Annotated in this window: 20 protein-coding genes, 1 pseudogene and 1 riboswitch; of the genes and pseudogenes, 4 read left to right on the top strand and 17 right to left on the bottom strand. The window is 68.8% G+C overall.

Annotated elements, in window-relative coordinates; translation table 11 throughout:
- From KGQ19_RS37515 to ffh, 12 genes are all read right to left on the bottom strand, one after another.
- Positions 1–1,479, bottom strand: a 1,479-nt coding sequence (locus KGQ19_RS37515) for a YifB family Mg chelatase-like AAA ATPase (protein WP_212018275.1), incomplete at its 3' end; no start/stop codon positions are given.
- A 276-nt stretch (positions 1,480–1,755) separates the two neighbouring features.
- Positions 1,756–2,229: a YraN family protein gene (locus tag KGQ19_RS37510; RefSeq protein ID WP_212018273.1), complete on the bottom strand. Its 474-nt coding sequence runs from the start codon at positions 2,227–2,229 to the stop codon at positions 1,756–1,758.
- Between the two features lie 210 nt (positions 2,230–2,439).
- Positions 2,440–2,748, bottom strand: a complete 309-nt coding sequence (locus KGQ19_RS37505; RefSeq protein WP_012785735.1) for a DUF2469 domain-containing protein — start codon at positions 2,746–2,748, stop codon at positions 2,440–2,442.
- A 40-nt stretch (positions 2,749–2,788) separates the two neighbouring features.
- Entirely contained in the window at positions 2,789–3,463 is a 675-nt protein-coding gene (locus KGQ19_RS37500; protein ID WP_212018271.1) for a ribonuclease HII, read from the bottom strand.
- 186 nt (positions 3,464–3,649) lie between these two features.
- Positions 3,650–4,906, bottom strand: coding sequence for a signal peptidase I (lepB, locus tag KGQ19_RS37495; RefSeq protein WP_212018269.1), 1,257 nt, complete (start codon positions 4,904–4,906; stop codon positions 3,650–3,652).
- 99 nt (positions 4,907–5,005) lie between these two features.
- Positions 5,006–5,896, bottom strand: a complete 891-nt coding sequence (lepB, locus tag KGQ19_RS37490) for a signal peptidase I (RefSeq protein WP_212018267.1) — start codon at positions 5,894–5,896, stop codon at positions 5,006–5,008.
- A 191-nt stretch (positions 5,897–6,087) separates the two neighbouring features.
- The gene (gene rplS, locus KGQ19_RS37485; RefSeq protein WP_212018265.1) at positions 6,088–6,447 is read right to left on the bottom strand and encodes a 50S ribosomal protein L19; all 360 of its coding nucleotides are present in this window, start codon (positions 6,445–6,447) and stop codon (positions 6,088–6,090) included.
- Positions 6,448–6,609: 162 nt separating this feature from the next.
- A complete protein-coding gene (gene trmD, locus KGQ19_RS37480) occupies positions 6,610–7,428 on the bottom strand; it encodes a tRNA (guanosine(37)-N1)-methyltransferase TrmD (protein ID WP_212018263.1) in 819 nt (272 codons plus the stop codon).
- 24 nt (positions 7,429–7,452) lie between these two features.
- Complete coding sequence (gene rimM / locus KGQ19_RS37475) at positions 7,453–8,016, bottom strand: ribosome maturation factor RimM (protein ID WP_212018261.1); 564 nt, start codon at positions 8,014–8,016, stop codon at positions 7,453–7,455.
- Positions 8,013–8,252: an RNA-binding protein gene (locus KGQ19_RS37470; protein ID WP_012785728.1), complete on the bottom strand. Its 240-nt coding sequence runs from the start codon at positions 8,250–8,252 to the stop codon at positions 8,013–8,015. Before KGQ19_RS37470 ends, rimM begins: the two co-directional genes overlap by 4 nt.
- 2 nt (positions 8,253–8,254) lie before the next feature.
- Positions 8,255–8,743: a 30S ribosomal protein S16 gene (gene rpsP / locus KGQ19_RS37465; protein WP_212018259.1), complete on the bottom strand. Its 489-nt coding sequence runs from the start codon at positions 8,741–8,743 to the stop codon at positions 8,255–8,257.
- A 267-nt stretch (positions 8,744–9,010) separates the two neighbouring features.
- A complete protein-coding gene (gene ffh / locus KGQ19_RS37460; RefSeq protein ID WP_212018257.1) occupies positions 9,011–10,558 on the bottom strand; it encodes a signal recognition particle protein in 1,548 nt (515 codons plus the stop codon).
- 162 nt (positions 10,559–10,720) lie between these two features.
- On the opposite strand from ffh, the gene KGQ19_RS37455 reads away from it, so the two are divergent.
- A complete protein-coding gene (locus tag KGQ19_RS37455; protein WP_212018255.1) occupies positions 10,721–11,626 on the top strand; it encodes an exonuclease domain-containing protein in 906 nt (301 codons plus the stop codon).
- Positions 11,627–11,824: 198 nt separating this feature from the next.
- On the opposite strand, the gene KGQ19_RS37450 is transcribed toward KGQ19_RS37455, so the two are convergent.
- The gene (locus tag KGQ19_RS37450) at positions 11,825–12,172 is read right to left on the bottom strand and encodes a hypothetical protein (protein ID WP_212018253.1); all 348 of its coding nucleotides are present in this window, start codon (positions 12,170–12,172) and stop codon (positions 11,825–11,827) included.
- 286 nt (positions 12,173–12,458) lie between these two features.
- A riboswitch (cyclic di-AMP (ydaO/yuaA leader) is annotated at positions 12,459–12,627 on the top strand.
- 10 nt (positions 12,628–12,637) lie between these two features.
- Here KGQ19_RS37450 and KGQ19_RS52255 point away from each other — a divergent pair.
- From KGQ19_RS52255 to KGQ19_RS37435, 3 genes are all read left to right on the top strand, one after another.
- The gene (locus tag KGQ19_RS52255; RefSeq protein ID WP_212018251.1) at positions 12,638–13,684 is read left to right on the top strand and encodes a C40 family peptidase; all 1,047 of its coding nucleotides are present in this window, start codon (positions 12,638–12,640) and stop codon (positions 13,682–13,684) included.
- Between the two features lie 71 nt (positions 13,685–13,755).
- The gene (locus tag KGQ19_RS37440; protein WP_212018249.1) at positions 13,756–14,838 is read left to right on the top strand and encodes a hypothetical protein; all 1,083 of its coding nucleotides are present in this window, start codon (positions 13,756–13,758) and stop codon (positions 14,836–14,838) included.
- A 384-nt stretch (positions 14,839–15,222) separates the two neighbouring features.
- On the top strand, positions 15,223–15,975 hold the full coding sequence (locus KGQ19_RS37435; protein WP_212018247.1) for a VOC family protein: 753 nt from the start codon (positions 15,223–15,225) through the stop codon (positions 15,973–15,975).
- A 189-nt stretch (positions 15,976–16,164) separates the two neighbouring features.
- On the opposite strand, the gene guaA is transcribed toward KGQ19_RS37435, so the two are convergent.
- From guaA to KGQ19_RS53110, 4 genes and pseudogenes are all read right to left on the bottom strand, one after another.
- Positions 16,165–17,736: a glutamine-hydrolyzing GMP synthase gene (guaA, locus tag KGQ19_RS37430; RefSeq protein ID WP_212018244.1), complete on the bottom strand. Its 1,572-nt coding sequence runs from the start codon at positions 17,734–17,736 to the stop codon at positions 16,165–16,167.
- A gap of 441 nt (positions 17,737–18,177) precedes the next feature.
- Positions 18,178–18,330, bottom strand: coding sequence for a hypothetical protein (locus KGQ19_RS37425; RefSeq protein ID WP_212018242.1), 153 nt, complete (start codon positions 18,328–18,330; stop codon positions 18,178–18,180).
- A gap of 1,221 nt (positions 18,331–19,551) precedes the next feature.
- A complete protein-coding gene (locus KGQ19_RS37420; RefSeq protein WP_194898801.1) occupies positions 19,552–19,791 on the bottom strand; it encodes a DUF397 domain-containing protein in 240 nt (79 codons plus the stop codon).
- A gap of 1,099 nt (positions 19,792–20,890) precedes the next feature.
- Positions 20,891–21,036, bottom strand: a pseudogene (locus KGQ19_RS53110) (ATP-binding protein); the annotation flags it as partial.

The following is a 21,036-nucleotide window of genomic DNA, read 5'->3' as shown; positions in this document are numbered from 1 at the left end:
ATCAGAGCCAGGGTCGGCGAGGGTCCAGGCGACGCGGAGCAGGCGGTCGTAGCCGCGAGCGGTGAGGGTGCCTGCTTGGTAGCGGGCGTCGATATCGGTGAGGCTGGCAGGGGTGGGGGCGAACTCGGCGCGCAGCGCGCTGCCGGGAATTTGGGCGTTGGTGGACCAGGGGCGGTCCGCGTAGCGGTGGGTGGCTCGGGCCCTGGCTTCGAGGACGCGGTCGCGGACGTCGGCGCTGGATTCGCCGGGGAGGGCGCCGAAAAGCTCGGCGCGGCCGACGGGGTGGACGGCCAGGCGGAGATCGATGCGGTCCAGGAAGGGACCGGAGAGCTTTTGGGTGTAGCGGCGGCGGGCGTCGGGGGTGCAGGTGCATTGGCCGCCCGCAGTGCCAGCACGGCCGCAAGGACATGGATTCATGGCTGCGACCAGGAGAAATCTGGCGGGGAAGACCACGGTTCCGGTGGCTCGGGCGATCACGATCTCGCCGGCTTCGAGGGGTTCGCGTAGTGCTTCGAGGACGGCCCGCTGCATCTCGGGGATCTCGTCGGCGAACAGCACGCCGTGGTGGGCGCGGCTGATGGCGCCAGGGAGGATGCGGCCGGTGCCGCCGCCGACCATGCCCGCGACCGTGCAGGTGTGGTGCACGCTCTGGTAGGGCGGGTCGGTGATCAGAGGCTTCTCCCAGGGCAGCGTGCCGGCGATCGAGTGCAGGGACGAGACCTCGAGGGCGGCCGATTCGTCGAGCGGGGGAAGGATCGAGGGCAGGCGTTCGGCGAGCAGGGTCTTGCCCGCACCGGGGGCGCCGGCCAGGAGCAGGTGGTGGCCTCCAGCGGCCGCGACCTCGAGGGCTCGGCGCGCGTCGTACTGGCCTAGGACGTCGGCCATGTCGGGCAGTGGACGGACCGGCCGTAGGGGACCGGTGCGCGGGCCGGTGTCCAGCGGGAGTGGTTCGGCATCGGGGATCTCGGTGCCTTGGAGCAGGGCCACGACCTGCGCCAAGGAGCGCATACCGTGGACTTCGAGGCCGGATATCTGTGAGGCTTCGAGGGCGTTGGGCTCGGCGACGAGGATCCTGGTCAGGCCGTGGTCGCGGGCGGCAAGCGCGGCCGGGAGCACGCCTCGGACGGGGCGCAGGCGGCCGTCGAGGCACAGCTCGGCGAGGAAGACCGCGCCGGCGAGGGCGATCTGGCCGATGGCGCCTTCGGCGGTGAGCGCGGCGACGGCTACAGCGAGGTCGAACGCTGAGCCCTCTTTGCGGACCCAGGCCGGGGACAGGCCGACAGTGACGTTGCCGTCGGGCCAACGGTGCCCGGAGTTGTAGGCGGCCGCGCGAGCTCGGTCGCGGCATTCGGACAGGACGGTGTCGCGGAGGCCGAGGATCTGGGTGCGGGTGGCGCCGCGCGTGACGTTGACTTCGACCTCGACGACGACGCCTTGGGTGCCGTTGAGGGCGACAGCATGGGTCCGCGAGATGCTCATGGCCGAGCTCCACAGATGCATGCCGAAGACACCGAAGCCGGCGAGTAGCCTGCCACACCGGCAACAGCCCGAGTGGGTTGGGCATGAGCGACGCCGTTCGGGCCGGCGAGCGCCCCTGCCGCGCCACGGAAGTCGGGGCGGTGCCCGGGCTTGACAGGCAGCGCCGGGGCCAGCCGGAGCGCGGCGGTGACGAACGCCCGAGCGACCCGGTCCTGGTCGGAGCGATCGGCGCGGCAGGGAACCGAAGCCGGGGCGGCGATTCCGGAGCTGCGCATCTCACACCGCCTGAAGGTGGTCGATGGCGGGCTCGGTGCGGCCGTCGGCGGGGAACAGCAGGCCGATGACGTCGACGCGGATGCCTCGCAGGCCGCGGGGCAAGTGGTTGCGGAGCTCCGGGTCGAGGCGGTGTTCGGCGACCCAGCGGTTGGCCAGTTTCCACAGGCGGGTGCGCTTGGCGTCGGTGATGGCGTCGAAGGGGCGGCCGCCGGTGGCAGCTCGGCGGGTCTTGACCTCGACGGTGACCAGCAGGTCGGAGGCCAGGGCGACGATGTCCAACTCGCCGCGGACGTCCGGGCCGCGCCAGCGCCAGTTGCGGTCCAGGACGTGGTAGCCGCAGGCGGTGAGGTAGGCCGCGGCGATGTCCTCGCCTTCGCGGCCCAGGCGGCCCGGGGACAGACTGCTGTGGTCGACCGCCGACGGGAAGTCCGTCAGGTGGTGTTCGACCTCCAGGAATGGGGTTGTGCCGGCCACCGCTGCGCTCCTCCCGGTCGTTCGGTCGGCCCGTCGGTGGGCCGCTCGTGATCGAGGTTCGCTCGGGGTGGGTGGTGGGGGCCAGGGAGGATTGTGGCGGTTGTGGATAAGTGGGGTGGAATGGGAACGCCCGTCACTCGTGTGGCCTAGTGGGCACGCGTGACGGGCGTTGTTGTTCGATTTTCAATTGGATTGGCGGTCGGCGGTCCGTCAGTCGGTCGGGACTTCCAGGTCGCTCTTGGCCAGTTCCTCGACGTTGACGTCCTTGAACGTGACGACTTTCACGTTCTTCACGAAGCGTGCGGGCCGGTACATGTCCCACACCCACGCGTCCGCCATCGTCACCTCGAAGTACACCTCGCCGTCGGCCGAGCGCACCGCGAGGTCCACCTGGTTGGTCAGGTAGAAGCGCCGCTCGGTCTCGACCACGTACTTGAACAGGCCGACCACGTCGCGGTACTCGCGATAGAGCTGGAGCTCCATCTCGGTCTCGTACTTCTCGAGGTCCTCAGCGCTCATGCCCACGCTCCCCTTGGTCGGTCTTCAATCACAGTCATTGTCACCCACAACGCGTGGAAACGTTCGCCACGTTGGCATATGTGAAACGGTGCTCCGGACAAGGCCCGTGCTCCGTCAATGCGGCCTGGTGGGCGGGGGTGGAGTAACCCTTGTGGACCTCGAAGCCGTACGCCGGGTGGCGCTGGGCCAACTCGGTCATCATGGCGTCCCGCACGGTCTTGGCCAGCACCGACGCGGCGGCCACGCAGGCAGCCACCTGGTCCCCCTTCCACATGGCCAGGCTAGGGCAGGGAAGCCCGTCCACGTGGAACCCGTCCGAGAGCACGTACGAGGGGGCGACGTCGAGGCGGGCCACGGCACGGCGGAGCGCCGCGATGTTCGCATGGTGCAGGCCCAGACGGTCCACCTCGGGAGCCGGTATGGCGACCCACGCATAGGACAGCGCGCGCTTCTCGATCTCCACGCGGGCCCGGTCGCGGGCCTTCTCGGTGAGCAGCTTGGAGTCGGACAGGCCGGGGATGCGGCCCGAGGCCCCGGGGCGCAGGATCACGGCCGCCGCCACCAGCGGACCTGCGCAGGCGCCGCGGCCGGCCTCGTCCGTGCCGGCGACCGTGGGGAACCCGGCACGGGCCAGCGCGCGCTCGTAGCCGTAGATCCCCGCGTCGGAGCGGATCGCTACGCCGCGCGGCAGCGTGGGTGTGGGCGTAGTGGTCATCGTCTCTAACGTACAACGCAGCGGAGACGACAATGGCGGCCACAGCGGGAAGTCCCCGCCGCGACCGCCATCGATCACACGATCAAATCACTACAAAGGTAGTGAATGCCGACCGCTAATACATCTCACTACTACATCTATAGTCGGCCGCCTACTACACCTCTAGCCGGCGCGCCTACTACGTCTCTAGTCCGCCGCCGCTTCGAGCTTCCGAAGCTTCCGGCGCCGCCGCACCACCGTGATCGGCAACGCCACGGCGAACGCCGCCACCGGCACCGCGCCCGGCGCGGCCAGCGACTGGAAGCTGGTCCGGAAGTCCGAAGGCACCGGCAGCGTGCCGAAGTGCGACGGCGGCCACACCTTCAGCACCGCGACACCGACCACGTTGCCCTCCGGCACGAAGCCGCCGGTCTGGCTGTTGATGTGGGCCCGGGAGTCGACCGAGACCTCGCGGTGGTCACCCATGACCCACAGCTTGCCCTGCGGGACGTGCACCTCGAACGGTTCCATAGAGGGCAGGTTGCTCGGATACAAGTAGCCCGACTCCTGCAGCGGGACACCGTTGACGGTCACCGGAGCACCGTTGCCGAGGCACTTCACGTCGTCGCCGCCGACCCCGATGACCCGCTTGATCAGGTCGCCGTTGTCCTCCGGCAGCAGACCGACCGCGGTCAGGACCTTGCTGAAGACGTTCTTCGGCTTCACCGGCTCGCTGTCCAGCCAGCCACCCGGGTCCTGGAAGACCACGATGTCGCCGCGGTTGGGCTCGTGCCCCATCCAGTTCGCGAACCGGTTGACCAGCACGCGGTCGTTGATCTCCAGCGTGTTCTGCATCGAGCCGGAGGGGATGACGAAGGCCTGGACCAGGAAGGTCTTGATGACGAAGGCCAGCAACAGGGCGATCGCCAGCAGGAACGGCAGTTCGATGATAAACGGCCGCGGCTTCTTCGGGAACGCGAAGCGCCACACCACCGCGAACGGCAGGAGCAGCCACTGCCACCACTTGCGGGGCCCCGCCGGCTCGGCGGGCGCGGACTCCGGCTCCCGGGTCTCCTGGTCGCCCTCCGGGACCGGGGAGAAGCCCTCGGAGCCGCCGCCGTACTGGCCGGGGTCTTGGGGACCGCCCGGACCCTGCGGGCCGCCGCCATAGCCGCCGGGACCACCGGGGTTGCCGGGACCGCCAGGGCCCTCGGAGCCGCCATAGCCGCCAGGACCGCCAGCAGCGCTGGGAACCCCCGGACCACCGGAACCACTCGGACCGCCGTAGCCCCCGGGACCGCCGGTGCCGCTGGAACCGCCATACCCGCCGGGTGCACCGGCCCCGTCATACCCGGAGGACGCCGCGTAGCCGCCGCCCTGGTCATGACCCGCGTAATCGGGCCGCGGCACCACGGCCTCGCCGCGGCCGACCGGGTTGTCGGCGGTCTCGGAGCTCTCGTCCACTGTCACAGTCTGCCCTTCCGCTGACCCGCCAGGCCCGCTCCGTTTCGCTGCCGCCTGGTCCATGTCGCTGTTCCCTTCGCAGTCCCTCGAAAGTTCGGTTCAGCCAAGCGGCCGCTCCGTACCCAACCGCCCGCGTAGCCGATTGGTTACGCCCGCGGGGTCCGGAAGGAGCGCACCGGCGCGACGGCGGCGGCGACGCAGCGATCCGGCCCGCAGCGGGACCGCGAGCGTGAATGCCCACAGCACCGGCGGCACTGTGGCCGCGCCCTGGACTGCCTGCGCAGGGTTCTTCAAGGAGAACGTAGAAGGAGTACCCAAGCCGCTGATGCGTGTCAGCGGCCAGATCCGCACGAAAGCGTGACCCTGCATGTCCGAATACGGGACCAGCCCCTGAGAGGCCTCCTGCAGGTGCACCCGCGAGTCCCCGGAATCGCTCCGGTGGTCTCCGAGCACGAACACCGTGTGCGGCTGAACGGTGATCGGCCCGAAAGGGGTCTGCGACGGGTCGTCCAACTGTCCGTCGACCCCCCGGTAGAGATAGGAGTGCTCGTCCAACGGCACCCCGTTGACCGTCACCGGCTGCCCGACACCTTTGCACTGCACGACGTCGCCGGGAACCCCGACAACCCGCTTGATCAGGTCCTGCTCATTGCCCTCGGGCAGCAGCCCGACCCAGGAGAACACCTTCTTGACCCCGCCGACGAAGGCGTTGTCCTTCTTGATCTCCGAGGGGTCCAGCCAGCCGCCGGGGTCCTTGAACACCACGATCTGGCCGCGCTCCGGGGTCCAGCCGAACCACGGGGTCAGCTTGTTCACCAGCACGCGGTCGCCGGGTTCGATGGTGTGCTGCATGGACTGCGAAGGGATGAAGTAGGCCTGCACGAAGAACGTCTTGATCACCAAGGCCAGCAACAGCGCGACCCCGAACAGGATCGGCAGTTCCTTCCACAACTTCACCGGTTTCAGCCGGCGCCTTTGCCCCTTGGCCACCGGCCGCACCCTAGCCTGTTCGTCGTCGAGTCTGTTGACCCGGGTCAGCAACTTTGGACAGACAGGAACAGCCGTTCCCAGTCGAACAAGTTATAGGACTTGCCTGAGGATTCTGTAAACGGCTCCGGGCCACGTCCTCACCGAGGAGGACGTGGCCCGGAGCCTTGGAAACCGTGCGGGACGTGCGGGGCTCAGTGGCCCGCGACCGCCTCGCGCTTCTCCTTGATCTTCGCCTTCTTGCCGCGCAGGTCGCGCAGGTAGTACAGCTTCGCCCGGCGGACGTCGCCGCGGGTCACGACCTCGATCTTCTCGATGATCGGGGTGTGCAGCGGGAAGGTGCGCTCCACGCCGACACTGAAGCTGACCTTGCGGACGGTGAAGGTCTCACGCACACCGGAGCCCTGGCGACGGATGACGACGCCCTTGAACTGCTGGATGCGGGAGCGGTTACCCTCGACGACCTTGACGTGCACGTTGACCGTGTCACCGGGACGGAAGCCCGGGACGTCGATGCGCATCGACAGCTCGTCGATGGTGGACAGCTTGTCCATGATCTCTCCTCGTGGACGCCACAGGTCGGCCACGGCTTAAGTGGTGATGAAACCGGATCCTCACTTGAATTCGCCGTGGGCGGGTCCCCCTGCGGCAGGGCGCGTCCGGCGGGCAGGTGATGTGTCTGTCGAAAGGCAGGCACCTGCTCAAGCAGTACCGGCCTAGTCTGACACAGCGTCGGGGTCGAAACGAAATCCGCCGGAGGTCTGCGACCAGCCCAAAGCCTCCAGCTGAGCCCGGTCCTTCTTGTCCAGCGAAGCCGGGTCCAGGGCTTGGATCAGGTCCGGGCGCATGTGCGCGGTTCGTTGCAACGCCTGGTCCCGGCGCCAGCGCGCGATCAGGCCGTGGTTGCCGGACAGCAGCACCGGCGGGACCTCGCGGCCGTCCCAACTGGCAGGTTTCGTATATACGGGTCCCTCTAGAAGGCCCGCCATACCGCCCTCAGAAGCGTGCCCGAAGGAATCGTCTTTAGCGGACTCCGCATTGCCGAGCACACCGGGCAGCAGCCGGCCCACAGCCTCGACCATCACGAGCACCGCGACCTCACCGCCGGCCAACACATAGTCACCGATGGAGAGCTCTTCTACAGGCATCCGCTCTGCGGCCGCCTCTATAAACCGCCGGTCGATTCCCTCATAGCGCGCCGGAGCGAACACCAGATGCGAAGCCGTCGCCAAGTCCTCGGCCACTCGCTGGGTGAAAGGCCGGCCCGACGGCGTCGGCACGACCAGGCGCGCGCCGTCCTCCGAGCCCGGCGGGACGATCTGGGTCAGCGCCGCCGACCACGGCTCGGGCTTCATCACCATGCCGGGCCCGCCGCCGCACGGCGTGTCGTCCACAGTGTTGTGCCGGTCGTGGGTCCAGCCGCGCAGCTCGTGCACGCGCACGTCAAGGATCCCGGCGGCCGCCGCCTTACCGATCAGCGAGACGTCCAACGGCGCCAGGTACTCGGGGAAGATGGTGACGATGTCGATGCGCATGAGATGTCCGGTGAGAAGCGGCCGCTACTCGACGCTGTCCAGGTCCAACAGCCCGGCCGGCGGATCGACCACGACCCGGCCGCCGGCGACGTCCACGGTCGGGACGAACTGCTTGATGAACGGGATCAGCACCTCGGGACCGGCCGGCCGCTTGACCGCCAGCACGTCCTGCCCCGGCAGGTGCAGCAGGTCGGCGATCTCGCCGAGCACGTTGCCGTCGGCCAACTCCACGGGCAGACCGACCAGCTGGTGGTCGTAGTACTCGTCGGGGTCGTCCGGGGTCTCGTCCGGATCGGCCTCGACCACCAGGATCGTGTTCCGCAGCGCCTCGACGGCGTTCCGGTCGGCCACGCCCTCGAAGGACAGCAGCAGGATCCCGCTGTGGAAGCGCATGTCCGACACCACCAGCGGGCCGCGCTCGGCCGGCTCGGTCAGCAGCCGGGAGCCGGGGGCGAAGCGCAGGTCCGGGTCGTCGGTGCGGACCTCGACGGTGGCCTGGCCGCGGATGCCGTGGGCACGACCGATCCGGCCGACCACCAGGCGCAGTGCCTCGGGTCGGCCGGACGGGGTGTCTGCTTCAGGGCTCACCGGTAGCCGGCCGCCTCGACGAGGTCGACGCGCAGCGAGCGGCCGCCGAGGGCGGCCATCACGGTGCGCAGCGCGCGCGCGGTGCGCCCGCCGCGGCCGATCACCTTGCCCAGGTCGTCCGGGTGTACCCGGACTTCCAGGACCTTGCCGCGGCGCTGGTCACGCTCGCGGACCCGGACCTCATCGGGATGCTCGACGATGCCCTTGACCAGGTGCTCCAGGGCCTCTTCCAGCATGCTCAGCCCTCGGAAGCGATCTCAGCCTCGACGGCCGGGGCCGGGGTCTCCACCGGAGCCTCGGTCGCCGGGGTCTCCTCGGCCTTCTTCTCGGCCTTTTCCGCCTTGTCGGCCTTCTTCTTCGGCGTGGTCGCGCCGGTCTTCGGCTCGTCGGCGGCTTCCTTGGCGGCGGCCTCGAAGACGGCCTTGCGGTCGGCCTTGGGCGCCGCGACCTTCATCGGCGCCGGAGCGTCCAGGCCCTTGAACTTCTGCCAGTCGCCGGTGATCTTCAGGATCGCCGCGACGGCCTCGGTCGGCTGCGCGCCGACGCCCAGCCAGTACTGCGCGCGCTCGGAAAGCACCTCGATGTAGGAGGGGTCCTCCTTCGGGTGGTACTTGCCGATCTCCTCGATCGCGCGGCCGTCCCGCTTGGTGCGGGCGTCGGCCACGATGATCCGGTACTGCGGGTTCCGGATCTTGCCCATGCGCTTGAGCTTGATCTTGACTGCCACGGTGTGGTGTCTCCTGCTTGGTTGACTGCGGGTGGTGCCACCGCACCGCCACGTGGGGACATGGCATCGGCAGCAGCCGGATGGACACGGCTTAGCGCAGGAGAGAGGGCCATGCGCGACCGGTACAAGCTTCCATTGTGCCAGAAGGTTCAGGCTGGTCGGGACGCCCCCCGGTGCGCTGGGGCACCGGGAGGCACCGAAGAGTCACTCCGCCTGATAGATCATCGGCGGATCGCCCGTGGATCGCCGAGTCGAACCGCCGCGCCCCTACTGGGGAGGCAGCAGGTTCTTGAACTCGTCCGGCAGCTCGAACTGGCCGCCGTCCTCCCCGAACGCGCCGTTGCCTTCCTTGCGCGCCTGCCGCGCCGCCTCCTCGGCCTTGGCCTTGGCCGGGTTCCCGGAGCGCGAGCGGCCCTTGGACTTGGACGCCTTGTCGGCCGCCTTGGCCTTGGCCGACTTGCGCTTGGTGCCGCCGAGCCCGCCGGCCCCGGGCAGCCCCGGCATGCCGGGCATCCCGCCCTTGGCCATCTGCGACATCATCTTCTTGGCCTCGAGGAAGCGCTCGATGAGGTTGTTGACCTCCGGCACCGAGGTGCCCGAGCCCCGGGCGATGCGCTGCCGCCGCGAGCCGTTGATGATCTTGACGTCGTCGCGCTCGCCCGGGGTCATCGACTTGATGATCGCGGCGATCCGGTTGACGTCCTTGTCGTCGATCTCCTTGAGCTGGTCCTTGATGCCGCTGACGCCGGGCAGCATGCCGAGCAGCTTGGTCATGGAGCCGAGCTTCTTCAGCTGCTCCATCTGGTTCAGGAAGTCGTCGAGCGTGAACTCGTTGCGGGCCAGCTTGCCCGCCATCTTCTCGGCCTCGGCCTGGTCGAACGCCTTCTCGGCCCGCTCGATCAGGGTCATCATGTCGCCCATGTCGAGGATGCGGCTCGCCATGCGCTCGGGGTGGAAGACGTCGAACTCCTCCAGCTTCTCCCCGGAGGAGGCGAACATCACCGGCTTGCCGGTGACCTGGCGCACCGACAGGGCCGCACCGCCGCGGGCGTCGCCGTCGAGCTTGGTGAGCACCACGCCGTCGAAGCCGACGCCGTCCATGAAGGCCTGGGCGGTGGTCACCGCATCCTGACCGATCATGGCGTCGACCACGAACAGGACCTCGTCGGGCCGGACCGCGTCCCGGATGTCGGCGGCCTGCCGCATCAGCTCGGCGTCGATGCCCAGCCGGCCGGCGGTGTCGACGATCACCACGTCGTGCATCTTGGTCTTGGCGAACTCGATCGAGTCCTTCGCCACCTTGACCGGGTTCCCGACGCCGTTGCCGGGCTCCGGGGCGTACACCGGCACGCCGGCCCGGTCACCGACGACCTGCAGCTGGGTGACCGCGTTGGGCCGCTGCAGGTCCGCCGCGACCAGCACGGGGGTGTGCCCCTCGGAGCGCAGCCAGTACGCCAGCTTGCCGGCCAGCGTGGTCTTACCGGCACCTTGGAGGCCGGCGAGCAAGATCACCGTGGGCGGGTTCTTGGCGAACCGCAGCCGCCGGGTCTCGCCGCCCAGGATGCCGACGAGTTCCTCGTTGACGATCTTGATGATCTGCTGCGCCGGGTTCAGCGCCTTGGAGACCTCCGCGCTCTCGGCCCTGGTCCGGACCGCCGCGATGAACGGCCGCACAGCCTCCAGGGAGACGTCCGCCTCCAGCAGGGCGCGCCTGATCTCGCGCAGGGTCTCGTCGATGTCCTGGGGCGAGAGCCGACCCTTGCCGCGCAGGTTTTTGAACGTCGTGGCCAAACGATCAGAGAGCGTGTCGAACACGTCGTATTCATCCTTCGCGCGGAAATCAACAGATCGGGCGGATTAGAAAAACCGCCGTAGTCCACCAGGGTAGCCGCTGACGTCGTGAGACCGGAGTCTGGCCGTGTTTGTCAGAACGGTGCGCCACCATGGTGACAACACGAGGTGAGGGAGAACAACACAGTGACTCTGGTCAACAAGTACGCGGGGACGTGCTCCGCGTGCAAGGGTCGGGTGGAAGCCGAGGCCGGTACGCGCGCCAACGTGGACGGTGCGTGGCAGACCTATCACCACGAGTGCGCCCCGGCGTGGGAGCCCCGACCCCAGACCCAGACCCAGACCCAACCCGAGGGTGCGGCGCAGCCGGCCGTGCCGCCGCAGCGCGGCGCACATGACGGCTGGCACCGCCGCCGACTGGCCGGCTTCGACACCGAGACCACCGGCCGCGACCCGAAGACCGTGCGGATCGTCTCGGCGGCCATCGTCGCCTCCGACGGCTCGGAGAAGTCCTTCCTCATCGACCCCGGCATGGAGATCCCGGCCGAGGCCACCGCGATCCACGGCATCACCACCGAGTACGCCCGGGAGCACGGCGCGCCGCCGCGCCGGACGCTGGACGAGATCGCCGACGCGCTGGCCGCCGAGCTGCGCGCGGGCACCCCGCTGGTGGTCTTCAACGCCCCGTACGACCTGACGCTGCTGGAGGCCGAGCTGGCGCGCAACGGGCTGACCCCGCTGGCAGCCCGCGCACCTGTCGCCCCGGTGATCGACCCGCTGGTCATCGACCGGCAGATGGACAAGTTCCGCAAGGGCGCGCGCACGCTGGAAGCCCAGTGCCAGTTCTACGGCGTGTCGATCACCCACGCCCACGACGCCGCGGCCGACGCTCTGGCGGCGATGAACCTGGCCCAGGTAATCGGCGCCAGCTACGCCGCGGTCGGGACGTTGGACGCGGTGCGGTTGCACGAGGCGCAGGCCCGCTGGAAGGCCGAGCAGGAGGCCGACCGGGCGGCGTATCGGGAGCGGCGGGGCGAGAAGTCCTACGCCGAGCCGGAGTGGCCGACCCGGCCGCTGGCTACCTCGGTGTGACGCAGAACACATCGATGTCTTCTACAGAACCGACGGCCTCTACCGAGCCGATGTCTTCTGCAGACAGGTGACGTGGGAGACGTGTGCGGCGGGCGACCCGGATCACGGGCCGCCCGCCGCACACGTCTCTACAGGTCTACAGAGGTCTACAGAGGTCTCGATATAGAGGTCTTTATAAGGTGCGCTATCAGGGCACTCTCAGTGCCAGAACACGGCGATGACGATGTTCGCCAGCGTCAGCCCGCCGATCCCGAAGTAGACGCCCTTGGCGATCTCCTCCTTGGACCGCTGCGTCCAGATCAATCCGGCGATCACCACCAGGATCCCGAGCTTCACCGCCATCTTCGCCGCCGGCGGCGCGTGGTGCAGGCCGTTGTCGTCCACGGCATACAACCCCAGCCCGGTGACCAGCATCGTCGCCGCGCCGTGCAGCATGGCCGGAACGACACGCTTGGTCTGGGCGGCCATCTGCGTCAGGAACCCGCCCAACAGCGAGGCGATGCCGACGAAATGCAGGACCAGCAGGCATTCTTGCAGTACTTTCACGCCTGCATCCTACGAGCACCACTTGTGATGCCGACGTACAGTCGGCAACAACCACGGGATCGACCCTGCGCGAAACCGGACAGCGCGCACTGAATCAGGACCACTAAACGCCTCCTAAAGTAAAATCCTGGTATAGGGTCCTGGGCCGGTCCGTTTTGTCGTTCGAGGTCTCGCTAGGGTTACGGCCGGACTCTCGTAACCACGCCGCCCACCCTGGACGGTGGCGGGAGTTCACGCCGAATCCGGCGACGCGCGACCCGCAGTTGGCTTGGGCTTCCACACGGCCCAGGGCGGAGCGCAGATCCGGAACCGGGGACCCACCAAGTCCCACCGGCCCGCATCCACTGGGGCCAGGGGTGAATCGGTCCGCTGCGAACCCCCGCGCGGCGGCCTGTAGGGCACGCTTCTCAGCCCGAACCCGTCAGCTAACCCGGTAGGCGGCAGGTAGAGAAGGAGAGCGCCTTCGTGGCGTCCCACAAAACCGTGACCACTCACCGCGCGTCCAAGAAGACGATCACCGCGCCTCGCACCGCGGTGACGCTGGCGACCGCCACGGTCGGTTCCATCGCGCTGCTTCCGGGTCTGGCCCACGCCGACCCGACACCGAACCTCAACGACGTCAAGAACCAGGTCAACACCCTCCACAACCAGGCCGAGCAGGCCTCTGAGGCATATGACCAGGCGTCCACCAACCTGGCCGCGCTGCAGCACAAGGTCGACCAGATCCAGGCCCGCATCACCGCCGAGCAGACGCAGCTGACCAATGCGCAGTCCTCGCTGGGCAGCCTGGCCGCGGCGCAGTACCGGGCCGGCGGCGTGGACAGCTCGCTGGAGTTGATGCTCTCGGCCGCCCCGGACTCGTTCCTGCAGGCCGCCACCGCGATGAATGAGGCCTCCAGCCACTCCACCGCCGCGATGTCCTCCGCGCAGGAGATCAAGCGCCAGCTGGACCAGGACAAGGCCGAGGCCTCGGCGGACCTGCAGCAGCTGCAGAAGACGCGCGACCAGATGGCTCAGACCAAGGCGGACATCGACGCCAAGGAGAAGCAGGCGCAGACTCTGCTGGACTCGCTGACGCCCACTCAGCAGACCCAGTACAAGCAGCAGCAGAGCGAGCAGAACCAGCAGGCCCAGACGCCTCCGCCCGGCCTGCCGCCGGCACCCAACGCCCGCGCGGCGACAGCGGTCGCCTTCGCCAAGGCCCAGGTCGGCAAGCCCTACGTCTACGGCGCAGAGGGCCCGAGCAGCTTCGACTGCTCCGGTCTGACCGAGGCCGCGTGGGCCGCCGCAGGGGTGTCGATGTCGCACTCCTCCTCGGCCCAGGCCTACGAGTTCCCGGCCGTCAGCGAGAGCAACATCGCGGTCGGCGACCTGGTGATCTACTACGGCAGCATGCACCACGTCGGGATATACGTCGGCGGCGGCATGGTGATCCACGCCCCATACCCGGGCACGACCGTGCAGTACGCTCCGATCAACTCCATGCCTGTGGTGAGGGTTGTCCGGCCGTAGTATCGTGCCAAGCCAGCCGCGGGGCGCCGACAGTCACGTCGGCGCCCTTCGACGTTGTCCAGGGGGACGGAATGTCTGAGTACGGAGTCGGTCGCGACCAGGTCGACACCACCGCGGAGCCGGTGCCGGCCGGCGAGCCCGGGGACCTCGTCGCCGAAGGGGAGCTCATCGCCGAGCCGGTGGAGGAGCCCGTCGAGGAGTACGCCGACCCGCAGGAGTGGATCGGCGGCCTGATCAGCGCCCTGGAGCGAGCCGAGCAGGGCATCGGCTCGGGCCCCCGCGACGCGCTGATGGCGCGGATCAAGCTGGCGCAGGCCTACTCCGAGCTCGGCGACACGGTGCAGGCCGCACCGCTGGCGGTGACGAACGTGGCGCAGGCCCGGGTGCTGTTCCCATCCAGCGAGGGGATGCTGCGGCAGCTGCGGGAGTTCCGGGACGCGGCATGTGAGGCCGCGGGCTGGACCGCCGCGATGATGCGCGAGCCGGAGGCACCGGACGCCGAGGCCTTCGAGCAGCCCAGCGAGCTGGTTTCGCGGGCAGCAGCGGTCGCGGCGGCGGCTGAGACCAACGAGTCGGCTATGCCGTACGACCCGGCGGAGGACTTCTCTGCGGAGCGGGTGGGCACTGGTATTCCGGCTGCGGCTTCTGGGGCTTCAGCTTCAGCGGCTACGACTGCGGCTGCGGCTGCGGCTTCTCCCAGTGCGGGCGCTCCGACCGCAGGTAGTCCGGCTGCGAGTACTCCGGCTACGGGTACCCCGGCTGCGAACTTCGCGGCGGAACCCGATCCCGCAGCGGCAGTGACCGAGGGACATCAGTTCACTGACCCGGAGCCGGCCGGCGCGGTGATCCACGAGTTCGTGCGCCGCCCGCAGGAGCCGGACGCGCTGCAGTGGGCCGCAGAGGTGCAGGCCGCGCTAACGCAGCCGGCAGAGCTGGCGATCCCGACACCCCCGGAGCCGGAGTACGCAGAGGAGGTCGAGCCGGCACTGGCCTCGGCTGACCTGGCGGATCTGAGTGATCTGGCCGATCTGGCAGCGATCGAGGAGATCATTCGGCTGCGGTACGAGCTGCGGGAGGCGCAGCGGACTATCGAGCGGCTGCGGCATGTCAATCGGAAGCTGCGCGAGGCGCTGGAGTTCGACCAGGAGCCGTAGGGGCTTCGCTGCGGCTGGGACTCGCTTTCACTGCTGCAAGGCGGCTACATGGCGGCTGGCGGCTGCCGCCGATGCAGGGGGCCGGCGGTTCGGAGGCAGCCTCCGAGTCATCCGAGTCGGTGTGACTGTGCTCGGCTCCGGTGAGGTGCTTCGCTATAGCGGGCGTCGCTTGGCGGCGCTACGTGACGGCGCTATACGTGACGGCGCTATAGATGGCGCGGCAAGGCTCAGCTGTGCCAGAGACGCTGAGACCGGGCGTGCGGTAGTGGCACCGCAGCAGCCCGACACCGGTGGAACTGTATGCGGTACCAAGGCAGGCAAGCATTGCGTGGCATCGTCGCTAGTGCGGCTGCCGATCCCGAATCAGTGCGTAGGATCCCGGACATGGCACTACGACCAGTCCAGGTGAACATCAAAGCCCTTGATCACGCAGCGATCGGCCGCTTCTGGGCCGACGCACTCGCCTGGCGTGCCGACAGCGAGGAGACCGGCCTGACCAGCGTCGGACCCGCCGGGAGCCTGGTCTGGCCGGACCCGATCGCTCTGACCATCGACATCGTCGCCGTACCGGAGCTCAAGTCGGCAACGAAGAACCGGATACACCTCGACCTGGCCACCACGTCCACAGCCCACCAAACCGAGCTCGTGGCGCGGCTGAAGGACATCGGAGCGACACCTGCCGACATCGGCCAGGACGACGTCCCGTGGACAGTCCTGGCCGATCCCGAGGGCAACGAGTTCTGCGTCCTGGAGCCACGCGAGGTCTACCGCGACACCGGACCGATCGCGGCAGTGGCAGTCGACTGCGTGGACCCACGAGCGATGGCCCGCTTCTGGGCCAAGGCGATCGATTGGTCCCTCCGCGACCTGACCGACGACTACGCCGTCATGCGCTCCCCCAAGGACGCCGGGCCATTCCTGGAGTTCCTGCGCTCCCCCGACGCGAAGACCGTGCCCGATCGCGTACACCTCGATCTGCTGCCCTACACGACTGACCAGAAGCCGGCGGAGGTGGACCGGCTGTACACCCTCGGCGCGGCCGACCTCGATCTCGGCCAGGGTGACGTCCCGTGGACATGTCTCACCGACCCCGAGGGTCACGAGTTCTGCGTACTGGGCCCAGCCGCCGACGCCTAGCCCCTCACGACCTGCGACTGCTCGGCCTCGCGCCCCTGCGGTCCCGCGGTCTCGCGGCCCCGCGACCTCTCAGCCTCTCAGCCTCTCAGCCTCCGGCCCAGGTCCCAGCGCCGAGCCACGGCGGCAAAGCAAAGAGCCGGATCCGAAGACCCGGCCCACTGCCAGCACCCGCCAGCGCCTAGGGAGCGTCTACTCCCACTCGATCGTCCCCGGCGGCTTGCTGGTCACGTCCAGCACCACCCGGTTGACGTCGGCAACCTCATTGGTGATCCGCGTCGAGATCTGCGCCAGCACCTCATACGGCAGCCGGGACCAGTCGGCGGTCATAGCGTCCTCACTGGAGACCGGGCGCAACACGATCGGGTGACCATAGGTCCGGCCGTCGCCCTGGACGCCCACCGACCTCACGTCAGCCAGCAGCACCACCGGGCACTGCCAGATCTCGTTGTCCAGCCCGGCCGCAGTCAGCTCCTCGCGGGCGATGGCATCGGCCTCGCGCAGCAGATCCAGGCGGTCCTTGGTGACCTCGCCGACGATGCGGATACCCAGACCCGGGCCGGGGAACGGCTGCCGTCCCACGATCGCCTCGGGCAGCCCCAGCTCGCGACCGACCTGCCGCACCTCGTCCTTGAACAGCTTGCGCAGTGGCTCGATCAGCTCAAACTGCAGGTCCTCAGGCAGCCCACCGACGTTGTGATGGCTCTTGATGTTCGCGGTGCCGGTGCCACCCCCCGACTCCACGACGTCCGGGTAGAGCGTGCCCTGCACCAGGAACTTCACCGGCTCACCAGCGTCCGCCGACTCCGCGACGATCTCCCGCTCAGCCTGCTCGAAGACCCGGATGAACTCCCGACCGATGATCTTGCGCTTCTCCTCCGGGTCGGACACCCCGGCCAGCGCCGACAGGAACCGTTCCTCAGCGTCGACCACCTTCAGCTGCACACCAGTAGCCGCGACGAAGTCCTTCTCGACCTGCTCGGCCTCACCCTTGCGCAGCAGCCCGTGGTCAACGAACACGCACGTCAGCTGCACACCGATCGCCTTCTGCACGATAGCCGCAGCCACCGCGGAGTCCACACCGCCGGACAGCCCACAGATCGCCCGCTTGGTACCGACCTGCTCACGGATCGCCGCGACCTGCTCATCCACGATGTTGCCGGTGGTCCAGTTCGGCGTGATGCCGGCGCCACGGTAGAGGAAGTTCTCCAGTAGCAGCTGCCCGAACTGCGAGTGCATGACCTCGGGGTGGTGCTGGACGCCGTACAGCCGATTCTGGTCATCCTCGAACGCCGCGACCGGGGTCTTGGCAGTGGTCCCGGTCACCCGGAAACCCGCCGGGGCCGCCACGACGGCGTCGCCGTGCGACATCCACACCGGCTGATCGGCATGTGAGCCCCGGAACAGGGTGGACCCAGTGTCGGTCACCTCCAGCGAGGTGCGGCCGTACTCCCGACCGCCGGTCTGATCAACCACGCCGCCCAGCGCACGCGCCATGGCCTGGAAGCCGTAGCAGATGCCCAGGGTCGGCACCCCGGCGCGGAACAGCTCCGCACCGACGTTCGGCGCACCCTCGGCGTAGACCGAGGACGGCCCGCCGGAAAGGATCACCGCCTTGGGCTTCTTGGCGAGGATTTCGGCGACCGTCGCGGTGTGAGGCACGATCTCGCTGTAGACGTGGGCTTCGCGAACCCGGCGCGCGATGAGCTGCGCGTACTGGGCCCCGAAGTCGATGACAAGAACGGTGTCGGCAGGCTGCTCCATGATGTCGCCAAGTCTATCGGGCGCGAGTGATAGCTCAGGTCACGTGCGTGATCGCCGGCCATCCCGCGCCGCATTCGGGTAGTCGCCAGCGCCGGGCGCCCGGCGGCAGACAATCGGGCGAATCACACGGCAGGGATTCGGTGACCCCGCGAGCGGCCAGCCGCCGAGCAACCGCGACCCGCTTGGCGCCGTTCGCGACCCGTCCTGACGAGCGCTGTTCGTCGCCAGGGCCGCACCGCTTCGAGGTGTGCCACGCGCCCCAGCAGCGCCGACAGCCGGGCCAAGCGGCGAGCGGCACGACATACCGGCGTCCCGGCGTCCCGAGGTGCGCATCCGCGGCGGGACGTTCGGCGCTTGACGGCCGGGTAGCTTCCCCGACGAGCGCCACCTGGCGTTAGCGGTGTCGGCGACGATGTGAGCCAGAGCCCGCGCCAGCTCTGCTCAGCACCGAAGCAACCGGAGCAGCGTCGGGGTCAGCGCCGCGTCGGTGTGGCCGAGGGACCGCTCGGGCGCGGTTGCCGGGTACTTCCCGCAGGTCCTGGCGCCGGCCAGCTCGACTTTCGCCAGGGTCTGTCCCGCAACACACTTTGCCATTCGGTTGCTCCTTGCCGTGCGATGGGCACTCCTCAGGGCCGGGCCCTGGCGCATGGGGGTTGCGCCGGGGTCCGGCTGAGGGTTTGCCGTACCCGCCCCCGGAGGGGCCTGCTCGATGCGGGGCGATCCCCCACATTTCCTCCGGCTTGACCAAGCCGGAGGCTCTTATCGCCTCGCCTCGAGCAGTCGACAACTGGTGTCATCGAGGGTGTGGCGGCGGCCTCCCCTGGGTCGGCGCGGTGAGCTCTGTCCGCGTTCGGCCCGGTGGTGACCGTCATCCTGGACCGCCCGTGTGCCTTGGCTTGGCGGACGGCTTTCGGAATGACTCAATAGTGCGCGTAGCTCGCATATCGGACATCAGACGATTAGCGTAGATCGGCCTACGCATATTGGCTGTGGCTATGTGAGTGAATCGCTGCGGCGGCGAGGTCGGTTTGCCTCCGGACTGCGCGGTCGGCGACAGGACGGCGGCCGGCTGCGGGGAGTTGGCCAGAGTGCGCGTCGGATCTCAGGGATTGTGCGCCGGGCCAGGATGCCGTCGGTCGTTGTGGCCAGCGACAGTCTGGGGCGCTGGGCAGGTCGAGGGCTAGCGCGCCGCCGGTCCGCAGTCACGGCGCCAGCGGATGGGCATCGGGGCTGGGTGGATGGGCCACGGCAGTGCCGACGGCCACGGCGGTGGCGGTGGCGGTGGCGGTGGCGGTGGCCAGGACGATAGCGACGGCCACGACGAAGGCCCAGCTGTGACGGCGGCATAGCGGTGCTGCACGACGACGACCAGGGTGTTGGCCGTCACTGCGGACAGGGACGCGGTCTCGGACGCCGGTCGGCGAGAGTCCGGCGGGAGTTTGGCGAGGTCGGAGCGCTCGGCGAGCTCGTTGGCCTCGGGCCTGGGCCGCAAGTGTGGCGGACCGTGTGAAACGCCTGGAGCGGGGTGTGCGGTGGCTAGCCGGTGCAGGCCGCGTCGTGGCGGGCTTTGCGGAACAGCCTGATGTGGGCGTTTGGGGCGGCCGCGTGGTCGAGGACCTAGTGGGCGGTGCGGTTCAGGCCGCTCCTTTTATGACGGACGGCCGCCCGCGATCTCGGCGGCCGTCCTTGGTTCCGCGCCGCTTCCGGGCCGGTCGGGGTTCCTGGGTCAGCGCGCCGGGGAGGTGCGTGGCCGAGGGGGCCTGGGTTCGGGCCTGGAAGCGGTTACCACTATCTATTGCGCAGCTCGCGCAGGGCTCAGCCGAGCAGGTCGTCGAACTCGCCGTCCTTGATACCGCTGATCATCGCCTCGATCTCGGCCCGGGTGTACAGCAGGGCCGGGCCGTGCGGGTCCCGGGAGTTGCGGACCGCGACCGAGCCGTCGGCCATGCCGGCGAACTCCACGCAGTTTCCCTGCGAGTTGGAGTAGCTGCTCTTGCGCCACGCGGCGGCGACCTTGGTGGCCGGCATGCCGTTGTAGGGCTCGAACTCGCTCATTCTCGTTTCCCCTTACATGTACGGTGGGAAGGGTTGATCCACTGCACGTGCATCCGCGTTTGAATCAGCACTCGCTTATGCATGGCAGTAAACGGATGCTAGCGGTAGTGCTGCCGCACGCGCATAGGTTTCGAGTGTGAAACGTTCAAAGAGCGGGTAAAGGTTCTCCCCGCAGGTTCAAGGCATGCGTCTGGAGCGGCTTCGATACCAGATTGATATACATTCGAGCCCTGTGACAGCCAACCGAATCGGGCCGGTGCGGACCGCTCTCGGGTGGGGACCGAAAGTGAGTGCGATCACGGAAAGCGGTTACTGCGTCACGCTTTCCGACGCGGGTGGGCGACGGTCAGGGGTGCGGAGGTAAAGCGGATGGGAATACCCGTCAAAAGCCCCGTATGTAACACCCGGTGGTGGGTGGTGGGTGGTGGGGTGAAGGAGCCAGCCGGGCGGGCGAGCGCCTGCAGTGAGGCGGGGCAAACGGTAGGGCGAGGGCAAAGCAGGGCCGTGGGCACAGGGGCGAGGGCACAGGGCCGTGGGCACAGGGCCGTGGGCACAGGGCCGTGGGCACAGGGCCGAGGGCACAGGGCCGAGGGCACAGGGCCGAGGGCACAGGGCCGAGGGCACAGGGGCGAGGGCACAGGGGCGAGGGCACAGGGGCGAGGGCAAAGCAGAGCTACACGGCTTGGGTGGGGTGGGTGGAGAGCGCAAGGTCGGCAGTGGGAGAGATCAAGCAGGGCCGGCAGTGGGAGAGATCAAGCAGGGCCGGCGCGGCTTGGTCGGAGAATGCGGGGCTGGCAGTAGGTAAGGACGGGTAGCGCCGACCGGGCCGCATGGCAGGAACCGGCAGCAGGTGGGGGCGGGGTGCCGACACTGATTAGCACGGGCCGACAGTAGGTAAGGGCGGGCAGTGCCGACGCGGCCTAGTAGGGACCAGAAGTAGGTAGCGGCAAACAGTGCCGATGTGGCCTAGCAGGGACCGGAAGTAGCCGAGGGTGGGCAGTGCCGACGCCGCCTAGCAGGGGCCGGAAGTAGCCGAGGGTGGGCTAGCTGGGGCGATAGTTGCCGAGGGCGCGGGCGGCTGAGCTGGCAAGCTCAAGCCTTAGCAGGCAAGCTCAAAGAGTGCCCAGACGACCTTGCCCGAGGGCTCGGCCGCGCCTGGCGCACGGAAGCGGCGCCAGCCCCAGTCGTCGGCTAGCGCCTCTACGAGGTACATGCCTCGTCCGGACTCGTCCAGGCCCCATAAGC

This window comes from Catenulispora pinistramenti, assembly GCF_018274385.1.
Classification (GTDB): Bacteria; Actinomycetota; Actinomycetes; order Streptomycetales; family Catenulisporaceae; genus Catenulispora; species Catenulispora pinistramenti.
This window is presented reverse-complemented; position numbering and strand designations above follow the sequence as displayed.

What these genes read in the sequence shown, in the direction of transcription:
- rplS (WP_212018265.1), bottom strand. Translation starts at nt 6,447, where the DNA reads ATGGACAAGCTGTCCACCATCGACGAGCTGTCGATGCGCATCGACGTC.
- trmD (WP_212018263.1), bottom strand. Translation starts at nt 7,428, where the DNA reads ATGCGCATCGACATCGTCACCATCTTCCCCGAGTACCTGGCGCCGTTG.
- KGQ19_RS37420 (WP_194898801.1), bottom strand. Translation starts at nt 19,791, where the DNA reads ATGAGCGAGTTCGAGCCCTACAACGGCATGCCGGCCACCAAGGTCGCC.
- KGQ19_RS37440 (WP_212018249.1), top strand. Translation starts at nt 13,756, where the DNA reads ATGTCTGAGTACGGAGTCGGTCGCGACCAGGTCGACACCACCGCGGAG.
- KGQ19_RS37500 (WP_212018271.1), bottom strand. Translation starts at nt 3,463, where the DNA reads ATGACCACTACGCCCACACCCACGCTGCCGCGCGGCGTAGCGATCCGC.
- guaA (WP_212018244.1), bottom strand. Translation starts at nt 17,736, where the DNA reads ATGGAGCAGCCTGCCGACACCGTTCTTGTCATCGACTTCGGGGCCCAG.
- KGQ19_RS37425 (WP_212018242.1), bottom strand. Translation starts at nt 18,330, where the DNA reads ATGGCAAAGTGTGTTGCGGGACAGACCCTGGCGAAAGTCGAGCTGGCC.
- KGQ19_RS37505 (WP_012785735.1), bottom strand. Translation starts at nt 2,748, where the DNA reads ATGAGCGCTGAGGACCTCGAGAAGTACGAGACCGAGATGGAGCTCCAG.
- KGQ19_RS37470 (WP_012785728.1), bottom strand. Translation starts at nt 8,252, where the DNA reads ATGCTGGAAGAGGCCCTGGAGCACCTGGTCAAGGGCATCGTCGAGCAT.
- KGQ19_RS37435 (WP_212018247.1), top strand. Translation starts at nt 15,223, where the DNA reads ATGGCACTACGACCAGTCCAGGTGAACATCAAAGCCCTTGATCACGCA.